General features: G+C 69.1%; 22 protein-coding genes. 7 read left to right on the top strand and 15 right to left on the bottom strand.

The window, feature by feature from the left end:
- Positions 1-21 precede the first annotated feature (21 nt).
- The 7 genes from EGK63_RS12585 to EGK63_RS12615 all read right to left on the bottom strand — a co-directional run bounded on the left by EGK63_RS12585 (position 22) and on the right by EGK63_RS12615 (position 5,288).
- Positions 22-444: a MucR family transcriptional regulator gene (locus EGK63_RS12585; protein ID WP_125901782.1), complete on the bottom strand. Its 423-nt coding sequence runs from the start codon at positions 442-444 to the stop codon at positions 22-24.
- Positions 445-608: 164 nt separating this feature from the next.
- Positions 609-1,823 (bottom strand): DUF2336 domain-containing protein, encoded by a 1,215-nt coding sequence (locus EGK63_RS12590; protein ID WP_125901783.1) that lies wholly within the window; start codon positions 1,821-1,823, stop codon positions 609-611.
- 52 nt (positions 1,824-1,875) lie between these two features.
- Entirely contained in the window at positions 1,876-2,868 is a 993-nt protein-coding gene (cysK, locus tag EGK63_RS12595) for a cysteine synthase A (protein ID WP_125901784.1), read from the bottom strand.
- A 128-nt stretch (positions 2,869-2,996) separates the two neighbouring features.
- Positions 2,997-3,677, bottom strand: coding sequence for a GNA1162 family protein (locus EGK63_RS12600; protein ID WP_125901785.1), 681 nt, complete (start codon positions 3,675-3,677; stop codon positions 2,997-2,999).
- Positions 3,674-4,042, bottom strand: a complete 369-nt coding sequence (locus EGK63_RS12605; RefSeq protein WP_125901786.1) for a DUF4810 domain-containing protein — start codon at positions 4,040-4,042, stop codon at positions 3,674-3,676. The genes EGK63_RS12600 and EGK63_RS12605 overlap by 4 nt, the downstream gene beginning before the upstream one ends.
- Positions 4,039-4,356, bottom strand: coding sequence for a hypothetical protein (locus EGK63_RS12610; protein ID WP_125901787.1), 318 nt, complete (start codon positions 4,354-4,356; stop codon positions 4,039-4,041). The genes EGK63_RS12605 and EGK63_RS12610 overlap by 4 nt, the downstream gene beginning before the upstream one ends.
- On the bottom strand, positions 4,353-5,288 hold the full coding sequence (locus EGK63_RS12615) for a CsgG/HfaB family protein (RefSeq protein ID WP_125901788.1): 936 nt from the start codon (positions 5,286-5,288) through the stop codon (positions 4,353-4,355). Before EGK63_RS12615 ends, EGK63_RS12610 begins: the two co-directional genes overlap by 4 nt.
- 166 nt (positions 5,289-5,454) lie before the next feature.
- Between EGK63_RS12615 and EGK63_RS12620 the strand changes: the two genes are divergently transcribed.
- The gene (locus EGK63_RS12620; protein ID WP_125901789.1) at positions 5,455-6,897 is read left to right on the top strand and encodes an aldehyde dehydrogenase family protein; all 1,443 of its coding nucleotides are present in this window, start codon (positions 5,455-5,457) and stop codon (positions 6,895-6,897) included.
- 178 nt (positions 6,898-7,075) lie between these two features.
- On the opposite strand, the gene gloB is transcribed toward EGK63_RS12620, so the two are convergent.
- Entirely contained in the window at positions 7,076-7,807 is a 732-nt protein-coding gene (gene gloB / locus EGK63_RS12625; RefSeq protein WP_125901790.1) for a hydroxyacylglutathione hydrolase, read from the bottom strand.
- A gap of 192 nt (positions 7,808-7,999) precedes the next feature.
- Between gloB and EGK63_RS12630 the strand changes: the two genes are divergently transcribed.
- From EGK63_RS12630 to EGK63_RS12650, 5 genes are all read left to right on the top strand, one after another.
- Positions 8,000-8,770, top strand: a complete 771-nt coding sequence (locus EGK63_RS12630) for a class I SAM-dependent methyltransferase (RefSeq protein ID WP_125901791.1) — start codon at positions 8,000-8,002, stop codon at positions 8,768-8,770.
- Positions 8,771-8,780: 10 nt separating this feature from the next.
- On the top strand, positions 8,781-9,275 hold the full coding sequence (locus EGK63_RS12635) for a histidine phosphatase family protein (protein WP_125901792.1): 495 nt from the start codon (positions 8,781-8,783) through the stop codon (positions 9,273-9,275).
- Complete coding sequence (locus tag EGK63_RS12640; RefSeq protein WP_125901793.1) at positions 9,272-9,625, top strand: DUF952 domain-containing protein; 354 nt, start codon at positions 9,272-9,274, stop codon at positions 9,623-9,625. The genes EGK63_RS12635 and EGK63_RS12640 overlap by 4 nt, the downstream gene beginning before the upstream one ends.
- 2 nt (positions 9,626-9,627) lie before the next feature.
- The gene (locus tag EGK63_RS12645; RefSeq protein WP_125901794.1) at positions 9,628-10,665 is read left to right on the top strand and encodes a quinone-dependent dihydroorotate dehydrogenase; all 1,038 of its coding nucleotides are present in this window, start codon (positions 9,628-9,630) and stop codon (positions 10,663-10,665) included.
- A 64-nt stretch (positions 10,666-10,729) separates the two neighbouring features.
- Positions 10,730-12,652, top strand: coding sequence for an ATP-binding protein (locus tag EGK63_RS12650; RefSeq protein ID WP_125901795.1), 1,923 nt, complete (start codon positions 10,730-10,732; stop codon positions 12,650-12,652).
- Here EGK63_RS12650 and EGK63_RS12655 read toward each other — a convergent pair.
- Together EGK63_RS12655 and EGK63_RS12660 are read right to left on the bottom strand one after the other, a co-directional pair.
- Positions 12,649-13,071, bottom strand: a complete 423-nt coding sequence (locus tag EGK63_RS12655; RefSeq protein ID WP_125901796.1) for a very short patch repair endonuclease — start codon at positions 13,069-13,071, stop codon at positions 12,649-12,651. The two genes, EGK63_RS12650 and EGK63_RS12655, sit on opposite strands and share 4 nt — an antisense overlap.
- Positions 13,072-13,122: 51 nt before the next feature.
- Positions 13,123-13,611, bottom strand: coding sequence for a peroxiredoxin (locus EGK63_RS12660; RefSeq protein WP_125901797.1), 489 nt, complete (start codon positions 13,609-13,611; stop codon positions 13,123-13,125).
- Positions 13,612-13,746: 135 nt separating this feature from the next.
- On the opposite strand from EGK63_RS12660, the gene EGK63_RS12665 reads away from it, so the two are divergent.
- The gene (locus EGK63_RS12665) at positions 13,747-14,316 is read left to right on the top strand and encodes a YqgE/AlgH family protein (protein WP_125901798.1); all 570 of its coding nucleotides are present in this window, start codon (positions 13,747-13,749) and stop codon (positions 14,314-14,316) included.
- 7 nt (positions 14,317-14,323) lie between these two features.
- Here the strand turns inward: EGK63_RS12665 and EGK63_RS12670 are convergent, their stop codons facing one another.
- Genes EGK63_RS12670 through EGK63_RS12690 form a run of 5 tightly spaced genes read right to left on the bottom strand, consistent with a single transcriptional unit; the run spans position 14,324 to position 18,979 of the window.
- Positions 14,324-15,991 carry a bifunctional diguanylate cyclase/phosphodiesterase gene (locus EGK63_RS12670; protein ID WP_125901799.1) on the bottom strand — a complete coding sequence of 556 codons (1,668 nt, stop codon included), beginning with the start codon at positions 15,989-15,991 and terminating at the stop codon, positions 14,324-14,326.
- Positions 15,988-16,608: a GNAT family N-acetyltransferase gene (locus EGK63_RS12675; RefSeq protein WP_125901800.1), complete on the bottom strand. Its 621-nt coding sequence runs from the start codon at positions 16,606-16,608 to the stop codon at positions 15,988-15,990. The genes EGK63_RS12670 and EGK63_RS12675 overlap by 4 nt, the downstream gene beginning before the upstream one ends.
- Before the next feature lie 46 nt (positions 16,609-16,654).
- The gene (locus EGK63_RS12680) at positions 16,655-17,869 is read right to left on the bottom strand and encodes a pitrilysin family protein (protein ID WP_125901801.1); all 1,215 of its coding nucleotides are present in this window, start codon (positions 17,867-17,869) and stop codon (positions 16,655-16,657) included.
- 55 nt (positions 17,870-17,924) lie between these two features.
- Positions 17,925-18,650 (bottom strand): SURF1 family protein, encoded by a 726-nt coding sequence (locus EGK63_RS12685; protein WP_125901802.1) that lies wholly within the window; start codon positions 18,648-18,650, stop codon positions 17,925-17,927.
- Complete coding sequence (locus EGK63_RS12690; protein WP_125901803.1) at positions 18,647-18,979, bottom strand: DUF983 domain-containing protein; 333 nt, start codon at positions 18,977-18,979, stop codon at positions 18,647-18,649. The genes EGK63_RS12685 and EGK63_RS12690 overlap by 4 nt, the downstream gene beginning before the upstream one ends.
- Positions 18,980-19,137: the final 158 nt, after the last annotated feature.

Here is a 19,137-nt window from a genome sequence, read left to right on the forward strand (position 1 = left end):
TTTTTTAGTCGCGCTGGCGTATTACTTGCGCGTCGCGCGAGCCGGCTTACGGCCGCCCTGACCTAGGCCCATCTGCTTGGCCAAATCCGAACGCGCCTTGGCGTAGTTCGGAGCGACCATCGGATAGTCTTTCGGCAGACCCCACTTGGCGCGGTATTCCTCGGGGCTCATGTTGTATTTCGTGCGCAGGTGACGCTTAAGCGACTTGAACTTGCGACCATCTTCCAGACAGATCAGGAAGTCTGGCGTAATCGACTTGCGGACCGGAACGGCCGGTTCTTGCGGTTCAGGCTCGGCTTCCGCCGGCGCGACGGAAACGCCTGACAGCGCAGCGTGGATCTGAGCGATCAGACCCGGCACGGCGTCAGCCGATACGGTGTTGTTGCTGACATAAGCCGACACGATGTCCGCCGTCATCTCAAGCAGTTCGGGTTTTTCTTCCATCCGGATCAGCCTCTTGAAGCCCCAAATTCAATCGACTGATCTGAAACGATCTGCCGCTAACAGGTTCCATACGTATGTTCGATGTCGAAAGCAATGCAGCAACAATTTATCGCTTGATACGCGAGTTCAACTGCCCTGATCAGTAGTTACAACAACGTCGGTTTTTATAGACCGAAGTTCTCTGCAAGAGCCAATAGGGCCGCACGCTCCGGCGCCGAGTATTCATCGATCAGCGCCCCATCCCCTTCGCGGATTGCGCGTAGAAGCGTCGGAGTCAGGGCTGAAGACAGAGTCCAGTTCCAGTAACGCAGCACGGTTTGAGCCCGGTCCACAGCCAACATTTCATAAGTCGTCTGGACCCGACGCCAGTCCGGGTGCTCCTGCCCGTCGGCCGTCGTTTCGGGACGGCGCATGGCGCGCCACAAACCGGACAGATCGCGTCGGGTCAGGCCCGTCGCCTTGCACAATATAGCCAGGGGCTCGCCGCCCGCATCGCCCATGATCTTGGCCGAAGTCAAAGGCTTGATCCCCGAAAGATAGCCGATCTCGCTGACCAGATCGCGCGTCAGGCCGCCAGACGCAGCCGCCGCCACCGCCGCTTCCAGATCGGCGTAGGGGCTCTTTTCAATGGCCGCTCGATTACGTTGGCGGCGCTCGATGAACTGAAGCGCCTTGCGCGCGACGGGGTCGTTCCAGCCCTCCTCCGCCGCCATGGCGAAAACGTCCTCAACGCTGCTCTGCATGACTTCGCGCGACACGGCGAAGCGCTGCAGGATGATGCGGCGCTCGGTCGGCCCGCACCACCAGAACATGACATAGGCGCCCGACGGCCGCAGCTCCGCGCGCCGTAGCAACAGGTCGCACAAGGCCGCCGTCCCGCGGCTCAGCGCAATCACCCCCTCAAGGGCCGACTGTGACAGGCGAGCCGAATCGTTACGTAAGACGGCGACAATCACCGCCTCTTCTCCCCAACTCAGCAGGGTTTCCGTCACGGCTTCGGACAGACCGCGTCGGCTCGCCATCATCAGTCGGTGCTCCAGCCCCGCGTCGCGCGCGCAGCCGATCAGGTCCGCGTCGGACAAGGCGGCGCAATCTTCCAGCAGCGCCCGCGCCACCTCCGGCTCGTCGCGCAGCAGCAGCCGCTTCAGCGTGTCCGGGAGTTCGCCCAGCGGGGCCAGACGCTGCGCCACCCGGCGCCGCTCCTCGACCGGCGCGGGCCGCAGCACGTCGACCAGCAGATCGCCGACCACCGAGCGTTCGAAGACGTTGATCCGGCTGGCGGGCAGGCTGACCACGTCGGCCAGACGACGCAACAGGGCGCGACGCGCCCTCGACGGCCGCGCCCCGGTCTCTTCCGCCCTGACCCCGGTTTCACCCATGACGCGAACTCTAGCGCCGACCGGTTAACCGCACGTCACGGACGAAGCGGCCTCACAGCCCTTCGAACAGGGCCGTCGACAGATAACGCTCGGCGAAGCTGGGAATGACGGCCACGATGGTCTGACCCGCGTATTCGTCCTGCGCCGCCAGGCGGAAAGCCGCCGTCAGGGCCGCGCCCGAGCTGATGCCGACCGGAATGCCTTCCTCGCGCGCGGCGCGGCGGGCCATGTCGAAGGCGTCCTCGTTGGTGACCTGCTCGACCCCGTCGATAACCGCGCGGTCGACCACGGCGGGGATGAAGCCCGCGCCGATGCCCTGAATCTTGTGCGGACCGGGCGCGCCGCCCGACAGCACGGGCGAGGCGGTCGGCTCGACCGCGATCATCTTCACCGAGGGCTTCTTCGCCTTCAGCGCATGGCCGACGCCGGTGATGGTGCCCCCGGTGCCGACCCCCGACACCACCACGTCCACGGCCCCGGCCGTGTCGTTCCAGATTTCCTCGGCCGTGGTGGCCTCATGGATGGCGGGGTTGGCCAGATTCTCGAACTGAGCCGGACTGACCGAGCCGGGAATTTCCATCAGCAATTCCTCGGCGCGGGCGATGGCGCCCTTCATGCCCTTTTCGGCGGGCGTCAGCTCCAGCCGCGCGCCCAGGAGGGCCAGCATCTTGCGCCGCTCGATCGACATGCTCTCCGGCATGACCAGGATCAGCTTATAGCCCTTGGACGCCGTCACGAAGGCCAGGGCGATCCCGGTGTTGCCGCTGGTCGGCTCGATCAGGGTGGCGCCCGGCTTGATCTGGCCCAGCTGCTCCAGCGCCTCAACCATGGCCACGCCGATGCGGTCCTTGACCGAAGCGATCGGGTTAAAGAACTCCAGCTTGGCCAGCACCGTGGCCTTGGGTTGCAGCGCCGCCGTCAGATTGGGCAGCCGCACCAGGGGCGTGTCGCCGATGGTGTCGACGATGCTGTCATAGACCCGGCCGCGGCCCGCCTTCCGATGGCGGCTGGCGTCATAGGCCTGAGTTTGGGCGGTGTCGGACATGGCGAGGTCTCCGTGCATCGGGGGGCGGCGTAACAGATAAGGCTTATACGCGCGACGCAAGGCGCCGCCCCTCAGGAATTCTGTCGCGGACTTTAGCCGCGCTCGCCGCCTCCCCTTCGCCAAGCGCCCTATTCGTTCGGGAAGGTCTTGTGGTCCTGCTGGTGCTGGGCCGGCAGATAGGGTCCGGCGGGCAGGCCCTGACCCAAGGTGTGAGTCGCGATCAGATTGGCCTGCTGGGTCAGCGGCATGTAGTTCGGCTTGGCCTTCTCCAGCGCCGAGACGATCGCCTGGGCCAGCAGGTCGGCCAGCGGGTTGCCCGAACCGGACGCCTGCGGGCTGTAGGTCATCGACTGATGGTCCGACCACAGCACCTGGCCGGTGCGGCAGCTCTTCAGCGTGTATTCGAACTCCACATTGGTCGAGGTGGAGATGACGACGTATTGCGACTCCCACTTCTGGATCTCGACGAACAGCACGGAGTCGCAGCCGAACAGCGGACCGAAGCGCGAGGCGTCGGCCTGATGCACCAGCCCCGCGTCCGACAGGCCTTCGTCCTCCAGCACGCCCTTCACCATGTGGGCGGGGAAGACGTAATAGCCGCGCTCGGCCACCGGCCGCGAAATGGTCGAGACGAAATAGTCCGCCGCATCCACGTTGACCGTGGAATTGAGTGCCGGAACCACCATGACGCTGCGCGGATTCTCGGCGCGCAGGGCGGCGTAGCTCTTGGGCGCCGGCGCGGTCACGCAGGCGGCCAGCAGGGCGGTCGAGGCCAGGGCGGCGGCGGCGAGCGATTTCCTGACGATCATTGCGCGCCTCCTCCGGCGACGGCGGCGTCGCCGGAAATCCGGACGATCACGCGATCCATGAAGACGGCCGATTCCGGAAAGCGCGTGCGCTCTTCCTTGAACAGAACCAGGGCCTGGGCCGTCTCGCCCGCCTGCAGGTGCAGATAGCCCAACTCGGCCAGCAGACCCGGCGCAACGGCGTCGCGCTTGCGCCCGGCCTCGATGGCGCGCTCCAGAGCGGTGCGATAGGCCTCGCGGTTCTCGGGGTTCTGCGAATAGGCGTAGAGGGCCGGCTCATAGGCTCCCCACTCGAAGCGAGCGGCGGGCGCGCAGGCGGCGACAGCGGTCAGGGCCGCCAGCGCGGCGATCGAGAGCAGACGTTTCAAGGCACCACCACCACGGCCTGGGCCCCGGCGGCGACGATCACCGCCTGGGCGTGAAGAACCCTGCCGCCCTGGGTGACGGCGATCTCATGTCGGCCCGGCGTCAGCGACGCGCCTGCGGCCAGGGCGCTGACCGGCCCCATATCGCGCCCATCCACGATCAGGCGAGCGTCCGCCGGGGCGTTGCTCAGCTTCAGAATCCCGGCGGGCGCGCCCTGGACGGCCTCGCGCGTGGGATAGTTCTTGACGCACCCCGCCGTCAGGCCCGCCGAAAGGGCGACACACAGGACGGTCAGGATGACCGCGCTCGTCTTCATGGTCTGATCTCCGTGACCCGCAGGCCGCTGATGTTCTGGGGCAGCTCCCCCTGGACCACGCGGGCGGTCGCGCCCTCGGTCTCGGCGCTGTCGCCGAAGAAGCCGGTGATCTCGATCTGCGCCACCCGGCTGCCCGGCAGGGTGATCGGCAGGCCCGACTGGCCGCTGACCACCGTCTCGCCTGGCGTCTCGACGTGGAAACGGTCGCCCGCGCGCAGGCCCTGGCTGGGACCGCCGCTGACATAGACGGTCGAACCCGACACCCGCAGGATGTCGGTGAACCAGGCCCGCTGCTGCAACTGGTTGACGATATTGGTCATGGTGTCGGCGATGGCCGCCGAGATGGCCCGGTCGTTCAGCGTCGAATCATAGCCCGCGCGGCTGCCGAAGCCCGCCACCTCGCCCGTCTCGGTCGTCGCCTCTCCAGCGCCCGAGGCGGTGAAGAAGACGCGGCCCGTGCGCACGTCCACCAGCCGGATCTCGACCGTGGCGTTGACCGCCTGGCGCCGCTGGGAGTTGAGGAACCCCTGCTTGCCCTCGTTGCGGCGGCCCAACTGGGTGATCGAGCCCAACAGGAGGGCGTCGACCCCGCTCAGCGCCTGACCGTCCGCCTCGGACAGCACCCGCTCGGCGTTCAGCGCCGTCAGGTCGGACCGCTCGAAGACAAAAAAGTGGTCGGACGCCACCAGGGCGTTGACCAGCATGTCGCCCGCCTGGGTCGCCACCGGATCGGCCTGCCCCGGCGACAGCAGCAGACGGCCGTAGGGCGTGCTGTTGGTGAAACGCCCGACCGCGACCCGACGCTTCAGCCCCGGTCGCGCCGCCGCCTCGGCTTCGGCCTGAACCGCGCCCTGCGCCGCCGCCGTCGAAGGCTGCGCCGCCACGCACACGGCCACGGCCGCGAACGTTGCAAGAAGACTCTGTAATGACATGATGAACCGCCCCCGGTGTATCAACGATCTCCATGACACAGGCGACGGCATCGGCGCAATCCCTTCGCGAAACAGGCGCCGATTCCGGAGGCCCGTCGCGCACCGACGCCTTGTCCGCAGCCGCTGCGTCAGGCAATCCAGAACCGGAACCAAGGGGATGATCCGAATGACCGACACGCTTGAGCTTTCGCACTGGATCGGCGGCGAGAAGATCGCCGGGGCGCGGACGGGCCAGAGCCTGAACCCCTCGGACACGCGCGAGGTCGTAGCCCGCACGCCCCAGGGCGGGGCGGCCGAGGTCGATCAGGCGGTTCAGACGGCGCGCGCGGCCTTCGGCCCCTGGGCCGACGCCTCGCCCGAAGTCCGATCGGACATCCTGGATCGGGCCGGCGCCCTGCTGATGGAGCGGCGCGAGGTCATCGGCCGCCTGTTGTCGCGTGAAGAAGGCAAGACCCTGGCCGAGGGGATCGGCGAGACCGCCCGCGCCGCCCGCATCCTGAAGTTCTTCGCCGGCGAGGCCCTGCGCCTGCACGGCCAGAATCTGGCCTCGACCCGGCCCGGAGTCGAAATCCAGACCTATCGCCAGCCGGTCGGCGTGTTCGGCCTGATCACGCCGTGGAACTTCCCCATCGCCATTCCGGCCTGGAAGATCGCGCCGGCCATCGCCTTCGGCAACACCGTCGTCATCAAGCCCGCCGGCCCGACCCCGGCCACGGCCGAGGCCCTGATCGCCATCCTGCATGAGGCGGGCCTGCCCGGCGGCGTGGTCAACATGGTCATCGGCGACGGCGACGTCGGCCGCGCCATCGTCGCCCACCCGAACGTGGACGGCATCAGCTTCACCGGCTCTCAGAAGGTCGGCGCCGGCGTGGCCGAGGGGGCGATGAAGCGCCAGGCCCGCGTCCAGCTTGAAATGGGCGGCAAGAACCCGCTGATCGTGATGGACGACGCCGATCTGGAGCGCGCCGTGGCCATCGCCCTGGACGGCAGCTTCTTCGCCACCGGCCAGCGCTGCACCGCCTCCAGCCGCCTGATCGTTCAGGATGGAATCCACGACCGCTTCGTCGCCGCCCTGGCCGAAAAGGTGAAGGCCCTGCGCGTCGGCGACGCCCTCGACCCGACAACCCAGATGGGCCCCGCCGTGACCGAGGCCCAGCGCGACGTCTCCTATGACTATATCGACATCGCCCGCGACGGCGGGGGCCGCGTGCTGGCCGGCGGCCAGCGTCTCAGCCTCGACAAGCCGGGCTGGTACGTCCAGCCGACCCTGATCGTCGACACCCTGGCCGACGCCCGCATCAACAACGAAGAGGTCTTCGGCCCCGTCGCCTCGACCATCCGCGTGGCCGATTTCGAGGAAGCCCTGGCCGTCGCCAACGGCGTCGAGTTTGGTCTGTCGGCAGGCATCGTCACCCAGTCGCTGAAACACGCGCGCGAGTTCCAGCGCCGGGCGCGGGCGGGCATGACCATGGTCAATCTGGCCACCGCCGGGGTCGATTATCACGTCCCGTTCGGCGGCACGAAGAAATCCAGCTACGGCCCCCGCGAGCAAGGTTTCGCCGCCGCCGACTTCTACACCCAGATCAAGACCAGCTACTCAGCCTGTTAAGGAAAGGCTGTCTTCACGTTAAGTGTGGGCGAACGAGCGGTCTCATGCGCGTTGTTTCTTCTGCTCGTCATCCTCGCCACAAGGGCGAGGATGACGGACCGAAAAGCAATCACGCCTTGCCCCTAGAGCGCACCTCCTTCCCGACCCCTTCCATCGATGGGGAAAGGTTCGCCGGCGACTACCCCTTGAACCCATCCTTGGCCGCGCGGCGCTGGGCGAAGTCTTCGACGTCGCGGGCGCGCAGGAAGGGATTGAAGCGGCGCTCGACCCCCACCGTGGTCGGCACGGTCGCTTCGCCCCGCTCGCGCGCGGCGAAGATCGCCTCGGCATGGACTTGCAGGGCGTCATCGGCGTCCGGCAGCGACAGGGCGAAACGCGCGTTCGACGCCGTATATTCATGGGCGCAGTAAAGCGTCGTCGCCTCGGGCCAGGCGGCGATGCGGTTCAGGCTGTCCCACATCTGCTCAGGCGTGCCCTCGAACAGCCGCCCGCAGCCCAGGGCGAAGATGACGTCGCCGACAAAGGCCAGGCCGTCGTCGGCCGCATGATAGACCACATGGCCCAGGGTGTGGCCCGGCGACAGCACCACGTCGAAGGTCGTCTCGCCCAGCCGCACCGCCTCGCCGTCGACCAGGACGTGATCCAGCGGCGCCGCGCGGCGCACCTCTTCCGGTCCGGCGATCTCGCAGCCGGTCTCGGCCTGCAACCGTTCGTTGCCGCCGGTGTGATCGGGATGCCAGTGGGTGTTCAGGATCAGGTCCAGCCGCCCCCAGCCCGACGCCTCCAGATCGGCCAGGATGGCCTCGGCGTCCGGCGTATCGACGGCGGCGACCAGCCCCGTCGCCTCGTCGCGGATCAGGGAGCCGTAGTTGTCGGACAGACAGGGAAACTGGCGAACGGTCAGGGTCATGAGGGAGCTCCGATCAGGCGACATTCTAGCAGGCCGCACAGAGAAGGCGCCAGAAAGGCAATGACGGCGACCTCAGAAGCACCACGTCATCCTCGCCCTTGTGGCGAGGATGACGTGGAAGAATGAGCGCTGGCGTCAAGGAGGACGCTGGGAAAGCCGACATCCGCCGCGAAATCCGCCATACTGCCCGCCATGCGCCGCAGCATCGACGATCTCCGCACCTTCTACGGCGAGCCGACCGGCGCGCTGGCGCGGCGCATGCTGGCGCGGCGGCTGGAAGACGCCTGGGGCGCGGCCAACGGCAATGACGTGCTGGGCCTGGGCTATGCGACGCCCTGGCTGGACGGCTTCATCGGCGCGCGCCGAACGATCGCCGCCATGCCGGGCGGACAGGGCGCCGAGCAGTGGGCGGCGGCGGGACGCAACCGCACCGTCCTGGTCGACGACCGGCGCCTGCCCTTCGCGGCCGGGACATTCGACCGCATCCTGCTGGTCCACGCCCTCGAGGAAGCCGACGATCCGCAGGCCCTGCTGGCCGAAGTCGTGCGTGTCCTGGCCCCGGCCGGGCGCATCATCCTGGCGGCGGCGGCGCGCGGCGGCATGTGGGCGCGGGCCGAGACGACCCCCTTCGGCCACGGGCGCCCCTTCACCCGCGGCCAGCTGGAACGGCTGGTGCGCGAGGTCGGACTGGAGCCGACCGCCTGGTCCCAGGCCCTCTACGTCCCGCCGTGGCGGCCGATGCTGCCGCTGGCCGACGGGCTGGAGCAGGTGGGGCCGAAGCTCTTTCCCGGCGCGGCGGGCCTGATCATGCTGGAGGCTTCGCGCCGCGCCTACGCCCGCGTGCGACCCGGCGGCGCCGCCCAGGCCGTTTTAACCGGACGGCCGGCCCTGACCCCTTCGCCCGCCGCGCGCGATCACGCGCCCGCCGCGCACCCTATGGTCGCCGCACGCAAACAGCCGTAAAGCCCTCGCCATGCAGAGATTGATCCTGATGCGTCACGCCAAGGCCGAAGCCTCGGCGCCCGGCGGCGACGCGGCTCGCCCCCTGAGCGAACGCGGCCGCCGCGACGCCGCCGCCATGGGCCGCGCCCTGGCCGAACGGGGCCTGAAGCCGGACATGGCCCTGGTCTCGGGCGCCCAGCGCACGCGCGACACCTGGGATGGGGTCAGCGAGCATTTCGGCGATGTCGAACTGCACGTCTCCGACGCCCTCTACAACGCTCCCGCCGACGTGCTGCGCCGCGCGGTCGAGGCGGCCGAGGATCAGGCGGGTTGTCTGCTGCTGATCGCCCATAACCCCGGCGTGCATCAGCTGGCGGTCGAATATCTGATCGAGAGCGCCGCCTCCCCCTCGGTGCTGGACAAGATGAGCGGCGGTTTCCCCACCGGGGCCGCGGCGATCTTCAGCGTCGATGTCGCCGGACGCCCGTCCTATGAAGGCTGGCTGACGCCGGAGACCCTGGCGTGACCGACTTGTCCGACGTCGCCTTCAAGATCCTGAGCCGCGCCGACTGGCGCGCCGCCCTGGCCGAGGGCCGTTATGACGGCTCTGCCGTGGATCTGGCCGACGGCTACATCCACCTGTCCGCCGCCGACCAGTTGGAAGCCACGGCGGCGAAACACTATGCGGGTCAGACCGAGCTGATGCTGGTCGAGGTCGACCTGAGCGCCCTAGGCGACGCCCTGATCTGGGAGCCGTCGCGCGGCGGCGCCCTGTTCCCCCACATCTACGGCCCCCTGCCCGTCGCGGCGACGCGCGCCGCCCGCGCCCTGTCGGTGACGGCCGACGGCCGCATGATCGTCGAAGAGACCGCCTGAACATGAGCCTGACCGACCTCGGCGCCTGCGCGTTGCGCCAACTCGACCCGGAAACCGCGCACCGCCTGGCCATCCGCGCCCTGCAGGTGACGCCCCTGCCCGCGCCCGGCGCCGACGATCCGATCCTGAAGACCGTCATCGCCGGACTGGAGATGTCCAATCCGGTCGGTCTCGCCGCCGGCCTCGACAAGAACGGCGAGGCGCTGGAAGGCCTGTCGCGCCTGGGCTTCGGCGCCGTGGAATGCGGCTCGGTCACGCCGCGCGCTCAACCCGGCAACCCCAAGCCGCGCCTGTTCCGCCTGGCCGAAGACCGGGCCGTCATCAACCGCATGGGCTTCAATAACGAGGGGCTGAAACCCTTCGGCGCCCGCCTGGCCCGACGTCCGACCCGCACCCCCATCGGCGCCAACCTGGGCGCCAACAAGGAGACCGAGGACAAGGCCGCCGACTATGTGATCGGGCTGAAGAAGCTCGCGGGGCTGGCCGACTATTTCACCGTCAACATCTCCTCGCCCAACACGCCGGGCCTGCGCGCCCTTCAGGGACGCGAGGCGCTGGACGACCTGCTGAGCCGCATCCATGAGGCCCGCCCCGCCGACGGCGCGCCTATCTTCCTGAAGATCGCGCCCGACCTGATCGGCGACGAAATCGGCATGATCGTCGAGGCGTCTCTGGCCCACAGAATCGACGCCCTGATCGTGTCCAACACGACGCTGGAGCGGCCCGCCTCGCTGCGCTCGGCCTTAGCGGGCGAGAGCGGCGGCCTGTCGGGGGCCCCGCTGAAGCCCTTCGCCCTCAAGGCGCTGGAAGCGGCGGCCGAGGCGGCGGGCGGGCGCCTGCCGCTGATCGCCGTCGGCGGAATCGCCAGCGGCGAGGACGCCTTCGCGCGTATCCGCGCCGGCGCCACGGCGGTCCAGATCTATTCGGCCCTGATCTATGAAGGCCCCGGCCTGATCCGCCGCATCAAGCGCGATCTGGCCGCGCGCCTGCGCGCCGAAGGTTTCGCGAACATGGCCGAGGCGACCTCAGCCCGCCGTTGACGGAGCATTAGCAACCCTCAGTCGATGATGAACCAATGGGCGCCGAGCCCGTTTGGAACGTCGCATGTCGGATTCTCTCGCCGACGCCCACATCGGTTGGGCGCAAGCCATTCGCCAACGTCGCAAGGCGACGATGCAGCGCCTTGTCATGGGCGCAGCGACAGCGCTTGTCTTCAGCCCCCTTCTGGGTCTGGCGGCCTGCCTGGCCTGGCTGGCGGTCTATGTCCTGATTCAGGGGCTTGAGGCCTGGCAGGCCGAGCCTGTGGTGAAGGGACAGGTCAACGCTCCCCTGGGCTGGCGCGGCCCGGCCCTTGACGCAACCCTGGCCCTGAACGCCGGCTTCATTGGCTTTCTGTCCATTCCCTTGTGGCTGGTCGGCGGGTCCATGGGCGGATTCGCCGCAGCCGTCCTGCTGTCCGCAGGCACGGTCAATTCGGTGATCATGTCGGCCGGCAACATGCGGGTGTTCGCCTTCACCGTCGTGCCCCAGCTCGGCTATCTGGCCCTGACCCCCTTCTTCATGGCCCAGTGGGGCGCCGAAAGGCCCCTGGTCACCGCCGTCGGCATAGGGGTCGTCATCTACTCCATCTTCTGCCTGAACACCCGGGCCAGCCTGCGCCGGGGCATGCTGGCCGAGCACCGCGCGCTGAGCGAGGCAGACAACAAACGCCATCAGGCCGAGACCGCCATGGCCGAACGCGGCGCCTTCATGGCCGCCGTCGGTCATGACCTGCGCACCCCAATCAGCGCCATTCTGACCGGGGCCGATTATCTCCGCACGGCCGCCCCCTCCTCCGCCGCACGTCAGCAGATCGCTCTCATCGAAGACGCCGGCCTGATGATGAAGGCCCTGCTGGACGACCTGTTGGACCATGCTCGCCTGAACGCGGGACGGATGCACGTCGACAGCCGCGACTTCGACCTGCGCCTGATGCTGGCCCAGACCGCCCGCCTCTGGCAGGGGCCGGCCCGCGCCAAGGGCTTGCAGTTGCGGCTAGAAAGCGCCCGCGAAACGCCCCGCTGGGTGCGCGGCGACGCCATGCGCCTTCGCCAGGTGCTGAACAATCTGATCTCCAACGCCATGAAGTTCACCGAAGCCGGCACCGTGACCCTGAGGGTCCGCGCCTGGCTGGATGACGAAGGCGCCCATGCGCTGCTGATCGACGTGGCGGATACGGGGCGCGGCATGACGGCCAAGCAGTTGGACCGCCTCTTCACCCCCTTCGACCAGACCCAGGACGGCGTCGCCGCACGCTTCGGCGGTTCAGGCCTGGGCCTGGCGATCAGTCGCGATCTAGTCGAGCTGATGGGCGGGCGCATGACGGTCCGCAGCGAACCGGGCTGTGGCGCGCAGTTCACCGTGGCCCTGAGCTTGCCTAAAGGCGCCGGTCCCGACAGCGCCGGTGTTGAGGCGACGGCCGGTCCCGCGCCCCATGGCCGTCTGGACCCTGTCGCCTTCGCCCCGGACGACAACGCCCGCCCGCCCGCCCGCTCCGCCCCCGTCGCACCCTCGACCGCGCCTCAAAGCGAGGTTCCGAGCATCGACTCGGATATGACGGATTCGGATCAGGAAAACGCCGACGACGCCCGCCCTTTGCGCGTCCTGGTCGTCGATGACCACGCCATCAATCGCCGCGCCATCCAGCTGATCCTTCAGGCCTTCGATTGCGAGATCGTCATGGCCGAGAACGGCCTGGCGGCGCTTCAGGCCTGCGAAGGACAGATCTTCGACGTCATCTTCATGGACGTTCGAATGCCCGAACTGGACGGACGCGAGACGACGCGTCGCCTCAGAAAGGGCGGCGGGCCGAACGCCAGCGCCCCCGTCATCGCCGTGACCGCCGACACCGAGCCGGAGGATATGGCGGCCTGTCTGGCTTCAGGCATGAACGCCTTCGTATCCAAGCCCCTGACGCCTGCCGCCCTGCTAGACGCCCTGTCCCGCACCCTGGACGCCGCCGCCCAAGACGCCGAGGCGGCGGCCTAATCACCGCTCGACCGGAGAATCGCTGCGGCCAAGCGTTCGGCCCAGTCCGGCGTCTTCAGTTCGCATTCCCACAGAGTCAGGACGCGCCAGCCCGCCGCCGTCAGTTCTTCCGCTACACGGATGTCGCGGGCGTGGTTGCGCTCGATCTTGGCGGCCCAGTAGGCGGCGTTGCCCTTCGGCTTGCGAGCGCCGCGCGGGCAGTCATGATCGTGCCAGAAACAGCCATGGACGAACAGGGCGATGCGCCGCCCCTTCATCACCACATCGGGTCGGCCAGGCAAGCCGCAACCGCCGAGCCGATAACCGATTCCCGCCGAACGCAGCACACGCCGGACCTTGATCTCGGGGCTGGTGTCGCGGTCCTTCACGCGCCGCATGACGGCGCTGCGCTTCTCTGGCGTGAAGACGTCGCCCGCCACGTCCTCAACCCCGCGAGCGGCGAGCGAGACGGCGGCGGGCGACGCCCGTCATCACAGTTGGGCCAGCAGGTGCTCGGCCGAAGACACCTTGAACTCGCCGCCCTGCTCGATGTTGAGCTGGTCGACCACGCCGTCCTTGACCAGCATGGAGTAACGCTGCGAACGCTCGCCCATGCCGAAGCCCTTGGCGTCCAGCGTCAGGCCCACGGCGCGGGTGAAGTCGCCGTTGCCGTCGGCCAGCATGACCACGTCGTCGGCGCCGTTCAGATCATTGGCCTTGGCCCAGGCGCCCATGACGAAGGCGTCGTTGACCGAGACGCAGGCGACCGTGTCCACGCCCTTGCCCGCCAGATCGGCGCGATGGTCGACGTAGCCCGGCAGATGGCGCGCCGAACAGGTCGGGGTGAAGGCGCCCGGCACGGCGAACAGGGCGACCGTCTTGCCGCCGAACAGCTCGGCCGTCGTGACCGGCTTGGGGCCGTCGGGCGTCATGGTCGTCAGGGTGGCGTCGGGAATACGGTCGCCGATCTGGATGGTCATGTCGGGGTCTCCGGGAGTTCGGCCCGGACGATCCAGGACGATGGGAGTCAGATAGAGACCCGTAGGGAGATCGCCAAGCGCCCGGGGCCCTGAGAATGGCTTGCGCCCGCCATCGTCCGCCCCGATGATAGAGGCATGACCGCCTTCTCCTCCCTGACCGGGCGTCTTCTGGTGGCGATGCCGGGTATCGACGACGATCGCTTCCGCCACGCCGTCATCCTGATCTGCGCCCATGACGACGAGCACGCCCTGGGCCTGCGCCTGGACCAGCCCGCGCCGGGCGTCTCCCTGGCCGAGGTTCTGGAAAAGCTGGACACGCCCGCCGCCGACGCCGCGCGCGACCGTTCGGTGCTGATCGGCGGCCCGGTCGAGCGCGAGCGCGGCTTCGTCCTGCACACCGCCGACTGGACCAGCGAGGACGCCAGCCTGACCTTCGGCGACGGCCTGGCCCTGACCGGCACCCGCGACGCCCTGGCCGCCATGGCCGACGCCGAGGACGGCCCCAGCCGCGCCATCCTGCTGCTGGGCTACGCCGGATGGGGCGAGGGGCAGTTGGAGGAAGAGCTGAACGAAAACGTCTGGCTGACGACGGACGCCGATCCGGCCCTGATCTTCGACGCCGACTACGACACCAAATGGAGCCGCGCCCTGGCCGCGCTCGGCGTCGACGCCGCCCGCCTGTCCAGCCAGAGCGGGCGGGCCTGACGGCGGCCTAGACCGAGCGCGCCTTGATCGGCGCGGCGCCGTCGGCGAGGGACTCGTTCAGATAGACCTCAGCCTCCTGAGCCGGCAGGGCGGGCGCATAACCGAAGCCCTGGCCGTAATGGCAACCGTCGTCCAGCAGCAGTTGGGCCAGGGAGGCGTTCTCCACCCCCTCGGCCACCACTTCCAGCGCCAGATCGCGGCCCAGATTGACGACGGATCGCACGATCTTCGCCGAGCCCTCGTCCTTGTCCATCGTCAGAACGAAGTAGCGGTCGATCTTCAGCGTGTCGAACGGCAGCTTGGCCAGGTAGGACAGGGACGAGAAGCCCGTGCCGAAATCGTCCAGCGCCAGACTGGCCCCGGCCTCGCGCAAGGCCTTCAGCACCTCGGCGGCGCGCGCGGTGTCGCGCATGATGTCGCCCTCGGTGACTTCCAGCTTCAGCGCGCCGCGCGGCAGGCCGGCCTCCTTGATGATGCGGGCCACGTCCTCGACCAGGTGCGCGCGCTCGATCTCGCCTACCGACAGGTTGACGCTGCAGAACAGCCGCCCGGCGTTGGGGTGGCGGGTCAGCCACTCGCCCAGTTGACGCGCCGACTGGGTCATCATCAACAGGCCCAGTTCGTTCATCAGGCCCATTTCGTCGGCCAGGGTCAGAAACTCGTCCGGCGGCACCAGGCCGCGCCGGGGGTGACGCCAGCGCGCCAGGGCCTCGAACCCGGCCACGGCGCCGGACTTCAGGTTCACGATCGGCTGGAAGAAGGGCTCGATCTCGCCGCGCACGAAGGCGTTGCGCAGGTCCGCCTCCAGCGCTAGGCGGGACAGGCTGTCGCTTTCCAGCGCCCGGCCATAAGCCGCCGCGCCCCCGCGCCCGGCCGTCTTGGCCTGTTCGACCGCCAGTTCGACCCGGCGCAGAAGCTCGGCCGGATCCGGCGCGTCGGGACCGCCCTCGGCCGTCACGGCGCCGATCGAGACCGTGGGATAGATGTCAAAACCCGCCATGCGCAGCGGCTGCTCCAACGCCTCGCGCATGCGCTCGCCGCCGCCGGTTCCGCCACGCCGCACCAGGACCGCGAACTCGTCCTCGCCGATCCGAGCGGGCGCGCAGTCCTCGGAAAAAGCCGCCGACAGACGCGAGCCCAGCGCCGACAGCACAAGGTCGGCGCGTTCGTGGCCCAGGGCCTCGTTCAGGCGACGAAGACGATCCAGATCGCCGACCACCAGTTCATAATCGCCCGGCTGGACCAGAGCTTCGGCGGCGCGGACCAGGAAGGTGCGTCGGTCCAGCAAACCCGTCACCGTGTCTCGATCAGCTCCGGCGAACTTGGTCTCCAGAGCCACGATGCCCGCCGCGCGCAGGCCGTCCTCCAGCCAGACCCCGCGCCACAGACAGGTCTCGCACCCGCGCATCCGCAGGCGCACGGCGATCTCCGTCCCCTCGGCCTGGGGCTTCAGCAGGCGGTCGGCCAGGGCGCGGTCCTGAGGCATGGCCAGGGCGGTAAAGGCCGCGCCCGAGCACTGCGGCGCCAGCGGCCCCAAGCCCAGCGGCCGGGTGGCGCCGGTGAAACGGATCTGATCTTCGGCGGGCGTCCAGATCCATAGGGCGGCGTCGGCCGCGGCGAGGGCTTCGATCGCCGTGGTCGGATCCCACGTCAGGGCTCTGGATCGTGTGCTCAAGACGGGTCCGATACTCTGACTGAAGGGGTGACGCCGACGGCGAACTCATCACGCAGGACGCCGAACAACAGATGATCTGCCCATCGGCCGTTAATTTTCAAATAAGCGCGGGCGACGCCTTCCTGACGAAAGCCCGCCTTTTCCAGCACGCGGCGCGAGGCGTGGTTGGTCGGCACGCAGGCGGCCTCGACCCGATGCAGCCCCAGGGCGCTGAAGGCATGGCCCAGCATGGCCCGCACCGCCGCCGTGCCGACGCCCTGCCCCGCATAGGGACGGCCGATCCAGTAGCCCAAGGTGCCGGTCTCGGCCACGCCGCGCCGGATGTTGGACAGGGTGATGGCGCCCAGCAGCGCCTCATCGGTCTGATCGAACACGAACAGCGGCCAGGCCGTGCCCTGCTCCATCTCCCGCGCATAGACGCCCAGACGGCGGCGATAGGCGGCGCGGGTCAGATCGTCCTCAGCCCAGGCCGGCTCCCACGGCTGCAGATAGTCGCGCGATTCCTCACGCAGGGAGGCCCACGCCACATAGTCCGCGGGGCGTGGCGGGCGCAGCAGAACCCCCTGCCCGTTCAGGACCGGTCCGGTCGCCTCGGCCATCCAATCGAACAGGGCCATGAAGCAAACGATAGCGCGAAGTGATCTCGGCGTCAGCAGGCCGCGATCAGCCCGCCGCCATCCGCTGGCGGAAGACGCGACCCGCCCCGCCCGCCGCCCTGGGCCCCAGAACCGCCGTCGCCGACAGTCCCTGGCTCGTCATGGCCTGGCCCACCGCGCGCACATCCTGCGCCGTCTGCGCCTCGATGCGGGCGGCGCTGTCTTCCGACGAGACCGGCGCGCCGAACGCCAGGGTCTGACCCGCCAGACGGCCCGAACGGCTGGCCGGGCTTTCGTCGGCCATCCACAGGCTGGCGTTCAGCACGGCCTTGGCGCGCGCCAGCTCCGCCTCCGTCGGCCCCTTGTCGGCCAGGTCGAGGATTTCGGCGGCGCACAGTTCGGCCAGCTCCAGCGACCGCTCGGCCGCCGCCCCGGCGTAGACGCCCAGCAGGCCCAGATCGTCATAGGTCTCGTGATAGGCGTCGATGGCGTAGGCCAGCCCGCGATCCTCGCGCGCGCTCTGGAACAGGCGCGAGGCCATGCCCCCGCCCAGGATTTCGGTGAACAGGCGCAGGGCCGGCTGTCGCGGATCACGCACGCCCAGGCTCGGCAGCTGGAAAACCAGATTGGCCTGTTCGATCTTGCGCGCCAGCTTCGCCTCGCCGCCGGTGAAGACGGCGGGCGCCGTCGGCTCGTGCGGCGCGGAGACAGCCTGGCCGAACCAGGCCTCGGCCAGGGTCAGCAACTCGGCCTCATCGACCGCGCCGGACACCGACACCACCATGTGGTCGGGCGAGTAGAGCCGCGCGCGCCAGTCGGCCACGGCCGCCCGGTCGGCGGGCGCCAGGCTGGCGATCGAGCCCAGGATCGGCCGCCCCAGGGCCTGGCCGGCGAAGGCCTGGGTCTGGGCCATCTCGAACACATGATCGTCAGGGGTGTCGAAGGCCTCGGCGATCTCCTGCGCCACCACGTCCTTCTCGCGCTCGATCTCCTCGGGCGACAGGGTCGGGCGGAACACCAGGTCGGACAGCACCTGCATGGCCAGCGGCAGGCTGCCCTTCAGGGCGCGCACGTCGAAGCTGGTGCGTTCATAGCCGGTGGCGGCGTTGATCGAGCCGCCCTCGGCCTCGATGCGCTCGACGATCTCGCGCGCGCCCATGTCCCCCGCGCCCTTGAAGACCAGATGCTCCAGCAGATGCGACCAGCCGGAACGCGCTTCGTCCTCCATGCGGGCGCCGCCGTTGACGGCCACGGTCACGGCGATGGTGCGCAGACCGGACATGGGGTCGCACACGACGCGCACGCCGTTGGACAGGGTGTGAAGACGAGCAGTCAGGTCAGCGATCCTTGGAAGGCGTGAGGCGATAGCGGCGCAGCAGCAGGGCCGCGTAGAAGACGACCAGGGTGATCGCCAGGCCGAACCAGGTCAGGGCGTAGCCCAGGTGGTTGTTGCTGAAGGCGGCGGGCGGCGACACCGGCCGCAACGTCGTCAGTTCGGGATTGGCCGAAGTGGTCGCATAGACGGTGTAGGGCGACACCGCCCCCGTCACGCCCAGGGCCTGGGCCATCGCCGCCCGGTCCCGGCCGTAGAAGAGCTTGCCCGAGGGCGGCGGGGTCATGGCGTTGGGGCCCGGCGCCTGGCGCACCACGCCCGCGATCACGACCGGCATGGCGGCCTCGGCCTGCACGGCGGGGCGCTCGGCTGTTTCGGCGGGCAGGAAGCCGCGGTCGACCAGCACCGTCCCGCGCCCCTCGACCGGACAGGCCGAGATCAGCCGCACCCCGGCGTCGCCGTCCTCGATGGTCTGAAGCTCGACGAAGGAGGCCGTGTTCAGGCCGCGGCAGGTCACGACCACCTGGCGGAACTCGGGATCATCCAGCGTCAGCGCCTCGGCCAGGGGAAGCGGCGCCTGGGCCGCGGCGGCCTCGGCCTTGTCGATCAGGTCCAGCTTCCACTGCAGCCGCTGCACCTGCCACACGCCCAGCGTCAGCAGGGCGCCCAACAGCAGGACGGCGATCACGGTCAGGATGATGGGAAAGCGAGGCCGGGCGGCGACGGTCATCGGGTCTCTCGGTGTGAATCGGCGCCCTTCTGGCGCAGCATCTGCAGGGCTGTCATCAGCCCCTTTCCCGGCCGCATCAAGGCCACGGCCAGAACCGCGACCAACGGCAGCCAGATGATCAGGTGCAGCCAGATCGGCGGGCTCCAGGCGATTTCGACGGCCAGGGCCGAGAAGCCGACCAGAAAGCCGGCGATCTGCATGATGAAGGTGGCCGCGCCGTCGCCCGTCTCGACCGAGTCCAGATCGAAACCGCAGGCCTCGCAAGCGGAGCGGCGCTTCAGGAAACCCTCGAACAGCGCCCCGCGCCCGCAGGCCGGACAGCGCCCCATGAGCCCCGCGCGAACGGCGGGCCAGACAAGCAAATCGGGGCGGGGGGGGGGGGGGCCCCCCCCCCCCCCCCCCCCAATTGAGACGGGGGGGGAGCTAACGCAGCCCGGGGCTTTTATAAAAAAAACAGCCCCCCCCCGCGCCAGGGGGAGGGGGTGGT

Origin of the sequence: Brevundimonas sp. 357, from assembly GCF_003938605.1 — a bacterium.
Taxonomy (GTDB): domain Bacteria; phylum Pseudomonadota; class Alphaproteobacteria; order Caulobacterales; family Caulobacteraceae; genus Brevundimonas.